13 protein-coding genes are annotated in these 14,345 nt (G+C 71.1%); 9 read left to right on the top strand and 4 right to left on the bottom strand.

All coding sequences use genetic code 11. The features are described from left to right. Positions 1–141 precede the first annotated feature (141 nt). The 3 genes from AB0I49_RS34410 (at position 142) to AB0I49_RS34400 (ending at position 5,092) form a co-directional block, all read left to right on the top strand. Complete coding sequence (locus tag AB0I49_RS34410) at positions 142–1,938, top strand: ABC-F family ATP-binding cassette domain-containing protein (protein ID WP_363231128.1); 1,797 nt, start codon at positions 142–144, stop codon at positions 1,936–1,938. 299 nt (positions 1,939–2,237) lie between these two features. After that, the gene (locus tag AB0I49_RS34405; RefSeq protein WP_363231127.1) at positions 2,238–4,052 is read left to right on the top strand and encodes a hypothetical protein; all 1,815 of its coding nucleotides are present in this window, start codon (positions 2,238–2,240) and stop codon (positions 4,050–4,052) included. Between the two features lie 329 nt (positions 4,053–4,381). After that, the gene (locus AB0I49_RS34400; protein ID WP_363231126.1) at positions 4,382–5,092 is read left to right on the top strand and encodes a LuxR C-terminal-related transcriptional regulator; all 711 of its coding nucleotides are present in this window, start codon (positions 4,382–4,384) and stop codon (positions 5,090–5,092) included. Positions 5,093–5,125: 33 nt separating this feature from the next. Here AB0I49_RS34400 and AB0I49_RS34395 read toward each other — a convergent pair whose 3' ends face one another. Together AB0I49_RS34395 and AB0I49_RS34390 are read right to left on the bottom strand one after the other, a co-directional pair. Beyond that, on the bottom strand, positions 5,126–5,440 hold the full coding sequence (locus tag AB0I49_RS34395; RefSeq protein ID WP_363231125.1) for a hypothetical protein: 315 nt from the start codon (positions 5,438–5,440) through the stop codon (positions 5,126–5,128). 94 nt (positions 5,441–5,534) lie between these two features. Beyond that, positions 5,535–7,208, bottom strand: coding sequence for a sodium:solute symporter family protein (locus AB0I49_RS34390; RefSeq protein ID WP_363231124.1), 1,674 nt, complete (start codon positions 7,206–7,208; stop codon positions 5,535–5,537). Between the two features lie 226 nt (positions 7,209–7,434). Between AB0I49_RS34390 and galT the strand changes: the two genes are divergently transcribed. From galT to AB0I49_RS34370, 4 genes are all read left to right on the top strand, one after another. Beyond that, on the top strand, positions 7,435–8,481 hold the full coding sequence (gene galT / locus AB0I49_RS34385; RefSeq protein ID WP_363231123.1) for a galactose-1-phosphate uridylyltransferase: 1,047 nt from the start codon (positions 7,435–7,437) through the stop codon (positions 8,479–8,481). Next, positions 8,478–9,458: a UDP-glucose 4-epimerase GalE gene (gene galE / locus AB0I49_RS34380; protein WP_363231122.1), complete on the top strand. Its 981-nt coding sequence runs from the start codon at positions 8,478–8,480 to the stop codon at positions 9,456–9,458. The genes galT and galE overlap by 4 nt, the downstream gene beginning before the upstream one ends. Further along, entirely contained in the window at positions 9,459–10,625 is a 1,167-nt protein-coding gene (gene galK / locus AB0I49_RS34375) for a galactokinase (RefSeq protein WP_363231121.1), read from the top strand. It abuts the gene before it with no gap. A 368-nt stretch (positions 10,626–10,993) separates the two neighbouring features. Then, positions 10,994–11,773 carry a response regulator transcription factor gene (locus AB0I49_RS34370; RefSeq protein WP_363231120.1) on the top strand — a complete coding sequence of 260 codons (780 nt, stop codon included), beginning with the start codon at positions 10,994–10,996 and terminating at the stop codon, positions 11,771–11,773. Here the strand turns inward: AB0I49_RS34370 and AB0I49_RS34365 are convergent. Next, the gene (locus AB0I49_RS34365) at positions 11,732–12,229 is read right to left on the bottom strand and encodes a MarR family transcriptional regulator (RefSeq protein WP_030888435.1); all 498 of its coding nucleotides are present in this window, start codon (positions 12,227–12,229) and stop codon (positions 11,732–11,734) included. The genes AB0I49_RS34370 and AB0I49_RS34365 overlap by 42 nt on opposite strands. Before the next feature lie 131 nt (positions 12,230–12,360). On the opposite strand from AB0I49_RS34365, the gene AB0I49_RS34360 reads away from it, so the two are divergent. After that, entirely contained in the window at positions 12,361–13,191 is an 831-nt protein-coding gene (locus tag AB0I49_RS34360; RefSeq protein WP_363231119.1) for a trans-aconitate 2-methyltransferase, read from the top strand. Next, positions 13,188–13,553, top strand: a complete 366-nt coding sequence (locus tag AB0I49_RS34355) for a VOC family protein (RefSeq protein WP_363231118.1) — start codon at positions 13,188–13,190, stop codon at positions 13,551–13,553. The genes AB0I49_RS34360 and AB0I49_RS34355 overlap by 4 nt, the downstream gene beginning before the upstream one ends. A gap of 107 nt (positions 13,554–13,660) precedes the next feature. Here AB0I49_RS34355 and AB0I49_RS34350 read toward each other — a convergent pair whose 3' ends face one another. Further along, a complete protein-coding gene (locus tag AB0I49_RS34350; protein ID WP_363231117.1) occupies positions 13,661–14,341 on the bottom strand; it encodes a TetR/AcrR family transcriptional regulator in 681 nt (226 codons plus the stop codon). Positions 14,342–14,345 lie beyond the last annotated feature (4 nt).

The raw sequence follows: 14,345 nt of genomic DNA, 5'->3' as shown, positions 1-14,345 counted from the left end.
TGCCGCCAGAAGGGTGTCCAGGTTTGTCGTCACACACGAGCCAACGGGCGCCCTTCGCCATGGTCGCGGCCAGCACAAACATCGGACTCATTCATTTAGGCTGGAAGACCGGTCGATCCGAGCAGCGGGAGTGAGATGGCAGTGGCAGCCAACCTGGTCAATCTGGAAGCCGTCGGCAAGGTGTACGGCACGCGTGCGCTGCTCGACGGCGTCTCCCTCGGCGTCGGCGAGGGAGACCGGATCGGCGTGGTCGGCCGCAACGGCGACGGCAAGACCACCCTCATCCGCATCCTCGCCAAGCTGGAGGAGCCCGACGCCGGCCGCGTCACGCAGACCGGCGACCTGCGCCTCGGCGTGCTCACCCAGCACGACTCGCTCGACCCGGCGGCCACCGTCCGGCACGAGGTGATCGGCGACCTCGCCGACCACGAGTGGGCGGGCAACGCCAAGATCCGCGACGTGCTGACCGGCCTGTTCGGCGGGCTGGACCTGCCCGGCTTCGGGCAGGGGCTGGACACCGTCATCGGCCCGCTCTCCGGCGGCGAGCGCCGCCGCATCGCGCTCGCCAAGCTGCTCATCGCCGAACAGGACCTGATCGTCCTGGACGAGCCCACCAACCACCTCGACGTCGAGGGCATCTCCTGGCTGGCGAACCACCTGCGGGCGCGGCGCTCCGCGCTCGTCGTCGTCACCCACGACCGCTGGTTCCTCGACCAGGTCGCCACCCGCATGTGGGACGTGCAGCGCGGCGACGTCCACGAGTACGAGGGCGGCTACTCCGACTACGTCTTCGCCCGCGCCGAGCGTGAGCGGATCGCGGCGACGGAGGAGACCAAGCGGCAGAACCTGATGCGCAAGGAGCTGGCGTGGCTGCGCCGCGGCGCCCCGGCCCGCACCAGCAAGCCGCGGTTCCGCATCGAGGCGGCCAACGAGCTGATCGCCGACGTGCCGCCGCCGCGCGACAACGCCGAGCTGATGAAGTTCGCCGGCACCCGGCTCGGCAAGACCGTCTTCGACCTGGAGGACGTGACCGTACAGGCCGGGCCGAAGACGCTGATCAAGCACCTCACCTGGCAGCTGGGCCCCGGCGACCGGATCGGCCTGGTCGGCGTCAACGGTGCGGGCAAGACGTCCCTGCTCCGCGCCCTCGAACAGGCCGCCCGTACGGACGGCGACGCACAGCCCGCGGCCGGCAAGATCGTCGTCGGCAAGACGGTGAAGCTGGCCTACCTCTCGCAGGAGGTCGCGGAACTCGACCCCGCGAAGCGGGTGCTGGAGGCCGTACAGCAGGTCCGCGACCGCGTCGACCTCGGCAAGGGCCGGGAGATGACGGCGGGCCAGCTGTGCGAGAAGTTCGGCTTCACGAAGGAGAAGCAGTGGACGCCCGTCGGCGACCTCTCCGGCGGTGAACGCCGCCGCCTCCAGATCCTGCGGCTGCTGATGGACGAGCCCAACGTCCTCTTCCTCGACGAGCCGACCAACGACCTCGACATCGAGACCCTCACCCAGCTGGAGGACCTCCTCGACGGCTGGCCCGGCTCGATGATCGTCATCAGCCACGACCGGTACTTCATCGAGCGCACCACCGACCGCGTCTTCGCCCTCCTCGGCGACGCCACGCTGCGCATGCTGCCCCGCGGCCTCGACGAGTACCTGGAGCGGCGCCAGCGCGTCATCGACGCCGCGGCCCCCGCCGCCGCCCCGGCCCCCGCCAAGCAGAAGCCCGCCGTCGACGCCCGCGCCGCCAAGAAGGAACTCCAGAAGATCGAGCGCCGCCTCGACCGCATCAGCGACTCCGAGTCCAAGCTCCACACCCAGATCGCCGACCACGCCACCGACTTCGAAAAGGTCGCCAAACTCGACGCCGAACTGCGTGAACTCGCCGCGGAACGCGACGACCTGGAAATGCGCTGGCTGGAGCTGGCGGAGGACGCGTAGCGGGGAGCGCGGCCCTGACGGGCCGTCGTCGCCTCGGTGTCGCAAAACAGTCGGCGGGAACCGGCCGGGTGGTGGCGCAACGGTCCTGTCACGGGGTGGTCTCAGGTGGTGGTGGGGGCCTTTGCCGGGCGGTGGGGTGTCGGGGGCGGGTGGTAGAAAGATTGTCCGCTTGTCTTTCATCGACTGGCGGGTTTCGCGCCCGACGGGCTCCTTCCCGGTGGATATTCAGTCGATATCCGGCCACCGGGAGTGCGGGGGAGACCGGTCGGTGCCGCGGGCCCGCGTAAAGAGGAATGCTGATGTCCCAGCCGCCCCCGCCGAACGAGCCGCCCAAGGGCGGCTTCGGCGCGCCGCAGGACCCCTCGTACGGCTATCCGCCCGCCCAGCCGCCGCCTCCGCCGCAGGGGCAGCCCGGTTACGGCTACCCGCAGGCACCGCCGCCGCCCCCGCCGCCCCCGGCCAATCCGCCCGGAGCCTCGCAGGCGCCGCCGCCCCCGCCGCCTCCGGGGACGCCGCCTCCGCCCCCGCCGCCGCCCGGCGGTTACGGCTATCCGGCGCAGCCGGGGCCGCATGACTTCCCGACGCAGCCGTTCGGCGCCGCCGCCCCGCAGGGGCCGCCGCCCGGACCGTACGGGCAGCAGCAGTACGGCGCGTATCCGCCGCCCGCCCAGTTCCCCGGCGGTGCGCCGGACGGCGGCGGGAAGTCCAAGCGGCGCATGACCGCCGTCGTCAGCGCGGTCGTCGTGCTCGCCCTCGCCGTCGGCGGCGGCGTCTGGTTCGCCACGAAGGACGGCGACGACGGCAAGAAGGACGAGAAGAGCCTGGCCAAGTCCGACGAGAAGGACGGGGGCGAGAAGGGCGGCGACGCGAAGCCCGAGGCCGTCGACGGCAAGCTGCTGTTCGGCAAGGAGCAGGAGCACGTCCCCGACCTCGTCACCACCAAGGGCCTCTGGGCGACCGACAAGTACGTCGTGAAGTCCGACGTCTACAAGCTGGTGGGCTACGGGCTGTCGGGCGGCCAGAAGTGGGAGGTCGCGCTCGACGGGGAGATCTGCTGGGCGTCCCAGCGGACCACGCCCGACGGCAAGACCGCGGTGCTCTTCAAGAACACCAAGCCGACCGCGAAGAACAAGTACCCCAGCTGCAACCAGGTCGCCGCGATCGACCTCAACGCCGGCAAGAAGCTCTGGCAGCACACGGCCAAGCTCGGCGACGAGGACATCCGCTTCGACGAGGTCACCGTCGGCGGCGGCACCGTCGCCGCGGGCGGCACGGACGGCGGCGCCGCCTGGCAGCTCGATGGCGGCAAGGAGCTGTGGAAGCCCAAGGGCGGCGACTCCTGCAAGGACGCCGGGTACGCGGGCGGCGGCAAGCTCGTCGCGGTGCGGCGCTGCGGCGCGTACAACCGGCCGTCCTTGGAAGTCCAGACGCTGAACCCGGCGACGGGCGCGGTGAAGTCGGCCTTCAAGGTGCCCTCCGGCATCAGCTGGGCGCACATCGCCTCCACCGATCCGCTGGTCGTCGGCCTCGACGCCGCCGGCTCCGCGGGCAACGGCGTGTCCGACTTCATGGCCGTCGACGACAGCGCCAAGACCGGCCGGCTGCGCAGCAAGATCTCGACGCAGGGCGGCGTATACACGCCGAAGTGCGACGCGACGAACGTCGAGGGCTGCGTCAAGCTCGCGGTCTCCAAGGACACCCTGTACCTGCCGACCAAGGAGCACCAGACCGGCAAGTCCACCGTCTCGGGGCAGGTCAACGAGGTCGTCGGCTTCGATCTGGCCAGCGGGCAGTCCAAGGGCAAGGCCGAGGGCACGGCGGGCTCGGTGCTGCTGCCGCTGTCGATGGACAAGGACGGCTACGTCGTCGCCTACCAGCTCCCGACGTACAAGGCGGGCGGCACGGTCGTGCGCATCGACCCCGGGACGTACAAGAAGGACGTGCTGCTGCAAAACCCGGTGGACTCGCACGAGGTGGAGAACGCGCTCTCGCCGGACTACCAGGAGGGTCTGTACGCTCAGGGGCGGCTCTACCTCGGCAATCACTACGCCGACAAGCCGCGTTCGTCGCTCGGCGGCAAGAAGTACACGCTGCTGATCTTCGGCGGCAGCTGAACCGGCGGCTGGACCGGTAGCTGAAACGGCGGCTGAACCGTCGCCCGGAGACCGGCAGTTCTCGCGCCCGGGCCCCGCTCGTACGACCGTACGGACGGGGCCGCGGACGTGCCAGAACGTTTCACGCCGGGCGTGAACTACGCGTGATCAGGCGGGATTTCGGCATTCCGGGGGACTTCTCGCCGGTAAGGGGCGCGCGATGCCGGACTAGCGTGTAGCTTCCGGGAGCAAGGGGCTCAGGGAGACGTACGCAAAACGACCAGGGGAGGGAGCCTGACAAGGCCGGAAGGGCCGGTACGTAGGTCTCTGGGGGGACAGGGGGGTAGGGCATGGGCGTGCGGCTCATGGTGGTCGACGACCACCGTCTGCTGGCCGAGGCGCTCGCTTCGGCGTTGAAATTGCGCGGGCACAGGGTGCTCGCCGCGGCGGCTCCGAGCGCCGGGGCGGCCGAGCTGGTGGTGAGCAGGGCGCCGGAGGTCTGTCTGCTGGGCACGGCGACGCCCGCCGAGCCGGGGGTCTTCGAGCCGATCGTACGGATCAAACGCGAGCGGCCGCAGGTCGCGGTGGTGGTGCTCGGCCCGGTGCCGAGCCCGCACGGGATCGCGGCGGCCTTCGCGGCCGGCGCCTCCGGCTATGTGCGGCACAACGAACGCATAGAGGGCGTCGAGCGCGCCATGGTGAAGGCGCGCGCCGGGGAGGCCGCGATCGAACCGCAGCTGCTCCAGCACGCCTTCGCCGAGCTGCTCAACCCGGCGGCGCAGCCGGACGACGAGGGCGCGCGGCTGCTGCACATGCTGACGCCGCGCGAGGTGGAGGTGCTGATGCGGGTGGCGGAGGGGGAGGACACCCGGCTGATCGCGGCCGGGATGGGCATCGCCCCGAGCACGGCCCGTACGCACGTACAGCGGGTGCTGATGAAGCTGGGCGTGACGTCCCGGCTGGAGGCGGCGGCGCTGGCGGCCCGTACGGGGCTGCTGGACCGCGCCGCCTCCAACGCGTCGAACCACGCGGCGGAGCCGGGCGCGGCGCAGCCGTCCTGACTCCGCTCCCGGCGCGGCGGCCCGGGGCCCCGGTCAGCTGTCGTCGTGCGTCTGCGTCTGCGCCTGTGTCTGCGCGGGCTCTTCCGGCGCGGGCGGCACGGTCGGCCGCAGCTTGAGCCAGAGCAGGAAGAGGAGGCCGAGGACGAGCATGCCCAGGCCCGTCCAGAGGTTGATGTTGATGTCCTGGGCCTTCTTGATGTCGGCTTCGGAGGCGGTGATCCCGGCGATGGTGACGATGACGCCGTAGACCACGAAGAGGCCGCCGATGATGCGCCGTACGTCGAAGAGGCGCGCGGCGGTGGTGGACTCGCGCTCCAGTTCTTCGACTTCGCGCTGGTAGTCGCTCATGGTGCGTGCTTCTTTCCCTCGGCTCGTCGGGGTTGGCGGTGGGTGCTCATGATGCTCGTGCCGCGGCTCGTCCGCTCTTTCGGGCCTTTCGGCACTAGAACGAGAACGGGATATAGCAGGCGGCCGCGAGCACGACCGCGCCCCAGCCGAGCAGCGCCGGCCTGCGGTACCACGCGTCGTCGCCCTCGCCGGGCAGCTCCGCCATGCCGGGCGACCGGGTGCCGTAGACCAGGCCGGCCAGCGATTCGGCGGACTTGGACTTGGTGAACATCGTGACGACGACCATCACCGCGGCGCCGACGACGAACGCGACGATCGAGGAGACGAAGTTGGCTCCCTGGTCGGAGGGGATGGTGATGACGCCCTGCTTGTAGAACCAGAAGTAGTTGACCATCGCGGCCACGGTGCCCGACAGCAGCCCCCAGAAACCGGCCGCCGCCGTGGTGCGCTTCCAGAACATGCCGATGATGAAGACGACGAACAGCGGCACGTTGAAGAAGGAGAACAGGGTCTGGAGGTAGTTCATGATGTTGCTGAAGGACGAGGCGATGAACGCGGTGCCCATGCCGATCAGCACGCCGACGGCCGTCACCCAGCGGCCGGTCTTCAGGTAGTACGCGTCCTCGCGGTTCTTCTTCAGGTACGCGGCCCAGATGTCGTTGGTGAAGACCGTGTTGAAGGACGAGACATTGGCGGCCATGCCTGCCATGAAGGCGGCGAGCAGTCCGGTGACCGCGATGCCGAGCACGCCGTTGGGCAGCAGGTCGCGCATCAGGACCGGGATGGCGTCGTTGTACTGGAGCCCGTCCTTGCCCGCCTTGCCGAGTGAGGGCTCCATGACCAGGGCGATCAGGCCGGGGACGACGACGACCAGCGGGATGAAGATCTTGGGGAAGGCGGCGATGAGCGGGGTGCGCTTGGCGGCGCTGAGGTTCTTCGCGGACAGCGCGCGCTGCACCTCGGCGAAGTTGGTGGTCCAGTAGCCGAAGCTCATGACGAAGCCGAGGCCCAGGACGATGGTCAGCCAGTTGGCGCCCAGCGGGTTGGACTCGCCGATGCCGGTGCCCTTCCAGGCGGTCAGGAACGCGTCGCCGTGCGAGCCGGAGAGCGAGTCGGTGAGGCCGTGCCAGCCGCCGACCCGCTTGAGGCCCACGATGGTCAGCGGGATCAGGGCGGCGAGGATCACGAAGAACTGGAGGACCTCGTTGTAGATCGCCGAGGAGAGCCCGCCGAGCGTGATGTAGGCGAGGACGAAGAATCCGGCGACGACGATGGCCACCCACTGCGGCCAGCCGAGCAGCGCCTGGAGCACGATCGCCATCGCGTACAGGTTGACGCCCGCGATCAGCACGGACGACACGGCGAAGATGATCGAGGAGAGCAGGTGCGAGGACGGCCCGAAGCGGTGCAGCAGGAACTCCGGTACGGAGCGCACCTTCGAGCCGTAGTAGAACGGCATCATCACCAGGCCCAGGAAGACCATGGCGGGGATCGCGCCGATCCAGTACCAGTGCACGGTGTACGCGCCGTACTGCGCCCCGTTGGCCGCCATGCCCAGGATCTCGGTGGCGCCGAGGTTGGCGGCGACGAAGGCGAGGCCGGTGACCCAGGCGGGCAGTGAGCGGCCGGACAGGAAGAAGTCGAGGCTGGTCTTGACGGAGCGCCGGGCCGCGAATCCGATGCCGAGGACCACGGCGAAGTAGATCCCGAGGATGGCGTAGTCGAGCCCGTTGGTGGGGAGCCGAAGCCCTTCGGCCAGATTCTGCATGGGGTGCTCTTTTCGGATGGCACGGGGGTTGGGGTGACACGGCGGTGGGCTGCGCTGATCGCACAGCAACGTACGCGCAGCCGGTCCGAAAATGAACACTTCTGTTGGGTGTCTTTGTTGGATTGTGATGTTGACGGCGGTGTTGGCCCGTGGTTCATTATGTTTGGTTATGTTTGTTAGGTCGCGGGCAGCGGCCATGCGCACGGACAGGGCGAGGAGCAGCCAGGTGAAGAAGACGGCGACCCGACTCGCGGACGGCAGGGAGCTCATCTACTACGACGCGCGCGACGACGCGGTCCGCGACGCCGTGGACGAGCGCCCGCTCGACCCGATCTCCACCACCTCCGAGATCCGCCGCGACGCGCTCCTCGGCGACGCCGTCGCCGTCGCCTCCCACCGCCAGGGCCGCACCTACCACCCGCCGGCCGACGACTGCCCGCTCTGCCCCTCCCGCGACGGACGGCACACCGAGATCCCCGCCGCCGACTACGACGTCGCCGTCTTCGAGAACCGCTTCCCCTCCCTGGCCGGCGACTCCGGCCGCTGCGAGGTCGTCTGCTTCACCTCCGACCACGGCGCGTCCTTCGCCGACCTCACCGAGGAACAGGCCGCCCTCGTCCTCGACGCCTGGACCGACCGCACCGCCGAACTCTCCCAACTCCCCGGCGTCGAACAGGTCTTCTGCTTCGAGAACCGCGGCGCGGAGATCGGCGTCACCCTCGGCCACCCGCACGGCCAGATCTACGCCTACCCCTTCACCACCCCCCGCACCGAGCGGATGCTCGCCTCCCTCGCCGCGCACCGCGCGAGCACCGGCGGCCGCAACCTCTTCGACGACGTCCTCGCCGACGAACACGCCGACGGCCGCCGCATCGTCCTCGACGCCGAACACTGGACCGCCTTCGTGCCGTACGCCGCCCACTGGCCGTACGAGGTGCACCTCTACCCCAAGCGGCGCGTACCCGACCTGCTCGCCCTCGACGACGACGCGCGCACAGAGTTCCCACAGGTCTATCTGGAAGTCTTGCGGCGCTTCGACCGGATCTTCGGCGAGGCGGAGCCCCCCACGCCGTACATCGCGGCCTGGCACCAGGCCCCCCTCACCGCCCCGGACCGCGCCGACTTCGCCCTCCATCTGGAGCTTTTCACCATCCGCCGCACTTCCGGCAAGCTGAAGTTCCTCGCGGGTTCCGAATCCGGCATGAATGTGTTCATCAACGATGTGCCGCCGGAACGCGCGGCCGAGCGACTGCGGGAGGTAGCGGGTAAGTGAGCAACAAATACCTGGTCACAGGCGGTGCGGGCTATGTCGGAAGCGTCGTCGCGGCCCATCTGCTGGAGGCCGGGCACCGGGTGACCGTACTCGACGACCTCTCCACCGGACACCGCGAAGGGGTCCCCGCCGGCACCGAGTTCATCGAGGGCCGCATCCAGGACGCCGCCGACCACCTGGACCCCTCCTACGACGCGGTCCTGCACTTCGCGGCGTTCTCGCAGGTCGGCGAGTCCGTCACCGACCCCGACAAGTACTGGCGCAACAACGTCGGCGGCACCACGGAACTGCTCGCCGCCATGCGCGACGCGGGCGTCCGGACCCTCGTCTTCTCCTCCACCGCCGCCACCTACGGCGAACCCGCCGCCGTCCCCATCACCGAGGACGCCCCCACCGCGCCGACCAACCCCTACGGCGCCACGAAACTCGCCGTCGACCACATGATCAGCGGCGAATGCGCCGCCCACGGACTCGCCGCCGTCTCCCTGCGCTACTTCAACGTCGCCGGCGCCTACGGAGCCCAGGGCGAACGCCACCACCCCGAATCGCACCTCATCCCCCTCGTCCTCCAAGTCGCCCAGGGCGCCCGCGAGTCGATCTCCGTCTACGGCGACGACTACCCCACCCCCGACGGCACCTGCGTCCGCGACTACATCCACGTCGCCGACCTCGCCGACGCCCACCTCCTGGCCCTCGCCGCCGCCCGGAGCGGCGAACACCTCGTGTGCAACCTCGGCAACGGCAACGGCTTCTCCGTCCGCGAAGTCATCGAGACCGTCCGCCAGGTCACCGGCCGCCCCATCCCGCAGCACACCGCCCCCCGGCGCGCCGGCGACCCCGCCGTCCTCGTCGCCTCCGCCGAACGCGCCAAACAGCGCCTCGGCTGGCGCCCCGCCCGCGCCTCCCTCACCGACATCGTCGCGGACGCCTGGGACTTCGCCCAGCGCACCGCCCCACAGCAGAAGGAACGCGACTAGATGAGTGCCGAGCGCGCGGCCGCGGCCTTCGCCGAGGTGTACGGAACCGGACCCGCCGGCGTCTGGGCCGCCCCCGGCCGGGTCAACCTGATCGGCGAGTACACCGACTTCAACGACGGCTTCGTGATGCCGTTCGCGCTCCCGCACACCACCCACGCCGCCGCCTCCGCCCGCACGGACGGCGTGCTGCGCCTGCACTCCGCCGACGGCGACGGGAAGGTCGTCGAGTTGCGCGCCGATGGCCTCGCACCGGCCCGCACCCGCGGCGGGGACGGCGGCGGCTGGGCCGCCTACCCCGCCGGCGTCGTCTGGGCCCTGCGCGAGGCCGGCCACCCCGTCCCCGGCGCGGACCTGCACTTCGAGTCCACCGTGCCCACCGGCGCGGGCCTCTCCTCCTCCGCCGCCCTCGAAGTCGCCACCGCCCTCGCCCTGAGCGACCTCTACGGGCTCGGGCTCGACCCGCGGCGCCTCGCCCGCGTCTCCCAGCACGCCGAGAACGACTTCGTCGGCGTCCCCTGCGGCATCATGGACCAGATGGCCGCCGCCTGCTGCGCCGAGGGCCACGCCCTCCACCTCGACACCCGCGACCTCACCCAGCGCCACGTGCCGTTCGATTTGGCGGCCCACGGGCTGACCCTCCTCGTCGTGGACACCCGTGTGAAACACGAACTGGGAGACGGCGCGTACGCCGAGCGGCGCGCCGGCTGTGAGGCGGGCGCGCGGGCGCTCGGCGTACGCGCGCTGCGCGACGTCCCCTACGAGCAACTGCCCGCCGCACTCGACCGGTTGGACGACGACAAGGTCCGCCGGTACGTGCGCCACGTCGTGACCGAGAACCACCGCGTCGAGCAGGTCATCGCCCTCCTCGACGCCGGGTACGCCCGCGCCGTCGGCCCCGTCCTGAGCGCCGGCCACGCCTCGCTCCGCGACGATCTGCGCGTCTCCTGCGCCGAGTTGGACCAGGTCGTCGAGGTCGCCTGCGCAGCCGGCGCGCTCGGGGCCCGGATGACCGGCGGCGGCTTCGGCGGCTCGGCCGTCGTGCTGACCGCCGAGGGCGACGCGGACGCCGTGGAGCAGGCGGTGCGCGACGCGTTCGCGGCGGCCGGGCGGCGCGCCCCGCGCGTCTTCCCCGCCGAGCCGAGCGGGGGCGCGCGGCGAATCGTATGACAGCGCCCCCACTGCGGGCGTGACGCCTCAACTCGCCGACACCAGACGTCTTTTGGCCGCGGGAACGGATCAATTCACGTCGTTCTGCGGTACGGACCGCCCCAGGACCGGACAGGGAACACACCCTGAACACAGGGAGCGGCCAGTTTTGTGAATCGCCTTCCGTTGTCGTACCCCCGCCGTACTCTGATGCACAGCGTCGGTGGGGGCCGACGCCGATCAGGGGGCGAGACAGGCAGGTACGACGCCCGGGGGCGGGTAGACGTCACAGCACGGCGGCGGCCGTGCGGCAGTGGCGACCCCTGAACCGGGCGCCGTACCCGCACTGGTTTCTCCGCGATCCACTGACATCTGACATGGGGGTGGCTGTGGCACGTATTCGGGTACTGGTGGTCGACGACCACCGCATCTTCGCCGAGTCCCTCGCCGCAGCGCTCGCGGCCGAGCAGGACGTGGAGGTCGCGGCCGCGGGCAGCGGTCCGGCGGCGCTGCGCTCACTGGAGCGCGCCGCCGCGGAGGGCCGCCGCTTCGACGTGCTGCTCGTCGACGCCGACCTCGGCGCCGCGGCCGGCGACGTCGCGCGCGTACCGGGCCCCGCGCACCTCCAGGGGCGCGAGACCGCGGACACCGCGGTGGACGGCATCTCGCTGGTGGCGGGCGTACGGTCCGGGCAGCCGAGCGTACGGACCGTGGTGCTGGCCGAGCGCGACGACGCGCGCCGGGCGGCGGCGGCGCTCCAGGCCGGGGCCTCCGGCTGGGTCGCCAAGGACTGCTCCCTCTCCCGGCTGCTCGCCGTCATCCGGGGCGTGCTGCGGGACGAGACGCATCTGCCGCCCGCGCTGCTGACGGGCGTGCTGCGGGAGCTGACGGCGGCCCGCAAGCACCGCACCGAGAGCGAGCGGCTGGTCGAGTCGCTGACCCCGCGCGAGCGCGAGGTGCTGCGCTGCATGGTCGCGGGGCTGGGCCGCAAGGCGGTCGCCGAGCGGCTCTATCTCTCCCCGCACACGGTCCGCACGCACATGCAGAACGTGCTGGGCAAGCTCGGTGTGCACTCCACGCTCGCCGCCGTGGCGCTGGCCCGCCGGGCCGGGGTGGGCCCGGTCGACCTAGCCGGGGATATTGTCGAACGGGGCGGTCAGCTGGCGTAGCAGATCGGCCAGTTCACGGCGTTGCGGCCGGGACAGCTCGACCAGGATCGCGCGCTCCTGCGCGAGCAGCCCGGCGAGCGCCTGGTCGGCGCGGTCGCGCCCCTCGGGGGTGAGCCGCACCAGCACGCCGCGCCGGTCGCTGGGGTCGGGCAGCCGCTCGACGAGGCCCTTCTTGGCGAGCCGGTCGATGCGGTTGGTCATCGTGCCGGAGGTGACCAGCGTCTGCGTCAGCAGCTGGCCGGGAGAGAGCTGGTACGGGGCCCCGGCGCGCCGCAGCGAGGTCAGGACGTCGAATTCCCAGGGCTCCAGCTGATGCTCGGAGAAGGCGATCCTGCGCGCCCGGTCGAGGTGGCGTGCGAGTCTGGAGACGCGGCTCAGCACCTCCAGCGGTTCCACGTCGAGGTCCGGGCGCTCGCGGCGCCATGCTGCGACCAGTCGATCGACCTCGTCCTCCATGGCGATCAGTGTAAAGGGTCTGTCGACATGAAGTCTCTTGACGTCAAGATATATATGCGGGGATGCTGGGCATCGTTCGCGGGAAGCGCCGTCCCGCTTCGGAAAGTCCGTACCTGCAAGGGGGCTCGAACATGCACCGCGCACCAACCTGGGATCCGCAGCAGTACCTCCGCCACGCCAGCCACCGGACCCGCCCCTTCCACGATCTCCTCGCCCGCATACCGGAACTGCCCGCCGCCGGCCGCCCCGCCCGCATCGCCGACCTCGGCTGCGGCCCCGGCAACGTCACCGCCCTCCTCGCCGACCGCTGGCCCGACGCCCACATCACCGGCCTCGACAGCTCCGCCGAGATGCTCGCCGAAGCCGCCTCCCGCGAGGGCCCCACCGCCGGCGGCGGACGGCTCGACTTCGCCCCCGCCGACGCCGCCGACTGGACCCCCGACGAGCCCTACGACCTGATCGTCTCCAACGCCGCCCTCCAATGGGTGCCCAACCACCCCGACTCCCTCGAAACCTGGGTCGACGCCCTGCACCCCGGCGGCACCCTCGCCTTCCAGGTCCCCGGCAACTTCACCTCGCCCAGCCACGCCATACTCGGCGAGCTCTGCGACACCCCCCGCTGGCGCGAACGCCTCGACGGCCACGGCCGCCGCTTCGTCCACATCCTCGACCCCGCCGACTACCTCGAACGCCTCACCGGCCTCGGCTGCGACGTCGACGCCTGGGAGACCACCTACGTCCAGCTGCTGGCCGGCCCCGACCCCGTACTCGACTGGGTCAAGGGCACCGCGCTGCGGCCCGTGCTGACCGCGCTGGAAGGCGACGAGGAAGCCACCGAGGAATTCCTCGGCGAATACCGCGACCTGCTCCGCAAGGCGTACCCCACGGGCCCGCACGGCACCGTCTTCCCCTTCCGGCGCATCTTCGTCGTCGCCCGCACCCGGCCCGGGAACCCGAGGTGATCACTGCGCTCGACCACGTCCAGCTCGCCGCGCCGCCCGGCAGCGAGGACCTCCTGCGCGCCTACTACGTGCACGCGCTCGGCATGACGGAGATCCCCAAGCCCCCCGAACTCGCCGCCCGCGGCGGCTGCTGGTTCGCGGCCGGCGACGTCCGGCTGCACCTGGGCGTCGAGGCGGACTTCACACCCGCCAGGCAGGCTCACCCGGGCCTCCGCGTCCACGGCCTCGACGCCTACGCCCGCCGCCTCGCGGACCACGGCGTCACGACCGTGCGGGACGACGCCCTGCCCGGCCACAAGCGCTTCTACACCGAGGACCCGGTGGGCAACCGGCTGGAATTCCTGGAGCCGCTGGACGGCTGACACCGCCCGCGGGGGGGGAGGGGCGCACCAGGAGGAGCGCCCCCTTCCCGGCTTTTTCCGGCTCGCAAGTGCCGCCGAGCCCGCGGAACGGAACGCTCCCGCCCTTCTCAGGCCCGCCGGTGGCCTATCAGGCGCGGCTTCGGCTCCAGACCGTCCAGGCCGTGCCACGCCAGATTCACCAGATGCGCCGCCACCTCGGCCTTCTTCGGCTTGCGCACATCCAGCCACCACTGGCCCGTCAGCGCCACCATGCCCACCAGCGCCTGCGCGTACAGCGGCGCCAGCTTCGCGTCGAAGCCCCGCGCCTTGAACTCCAGCCCCAGAATGTCCTCGACCTGCGTGGCGATATCGCTGATCAGCGACGCGAACGTGCCTGTCGACTGCGCCACCGGCGAATCCCGCACCAGAATCCGGAAGCCGTCCGTATACGTCTCGATGTAATCCAGCAGCGCGAACGCCGCCTGCTCCAGCAGCTCACGCGGATGGCCCGCGGTCAGCGCCCCCGTCACCATGTCCAGGAGCTGCCGCATCTCGCGGTCCACCACCACCGCGTACAGCCCCTCCTTGCCGCCGAAGTGCTCGTACACCACCGGCTTGGAGACCCCGGCCTTCGCCGCGATCTCCTCCACCGACGTGCCCTCGAACCCCCGCTCGGCGAAAAGCGTGCGGCCGATGTCCAGCAGCTGCTCGCGCCGCTCCTTGCCGGTCATACGGACGCGGCGGGAGCGGCGGGCCCCCGGCGCGGGGGTCCGGTCCTTGCCATTGCTCGTGCTGCTGTCGATCGCCACGCCT

The organism is Streptomyces sp. NPDC050617 (assembly GCF_040654795.1).
Lineage (GTDB): Bacteria > Actinomycetota > Actinomycetes > Streptomycetales > Streptomycetaceae > Streptomyces.
The sequence above is the reverse complement of the archived record's forward strand: the minus strand, read 5'-3'. Positions and strand labels throughout refer to the sequence as shown.

Coding starts and splice junctions, on each gene's coding strand:
- AB0I49_RS34365 (WP_030888435.1), bottom strand. CDS start 12,229: ATGGAGGACGAGGTCGATCGACTGGTCGCAGCATGGCGCCGCGAGCGC.
- galK (WP_363231121.1), top strand. CDS start 9,459: ATGAGTGCCGAGCGCGCGGCCGCGGCCTTCGCCGAGGTGTACGGAACC.
- AB0I49_RS34395 (WP_363231125.1), bottom strand. CDS start 5,440: ATGAGCGACTACCAGCGCGAAGTCGAAGAACTGGAGCGCGAGTCCACC.
- AB0I49_RS34360 (WP_363231119.1), top strand. CDS start 12,361: ATGCACCGCGCACCAACCTGGGATCCGCAGCAGTACCTCCGCCACGCC.
- AB0I49_RS34390 (WP_363231124.1), bottom strand. CDS start 7,208: ATGCAGAATCTGGCCGAAGGGCTTCGGCTCCCCACCAACGGGCTCGAC.
- AB0I49_RS34400 (WP_363231126.1), top strand. CDS start 4,382: ATGGGCGTGCGGCTCATGGTGGTCGACGACCACCGTCTGCTGGCCGAG.
- AB0I49_RS34405 (WP_363231127.1), top strand. CDS start 2,238: ATGTCCCAGCCGCCCCCGCCGAACGAGCCGCCCAAGGGCGGCTTCGGC.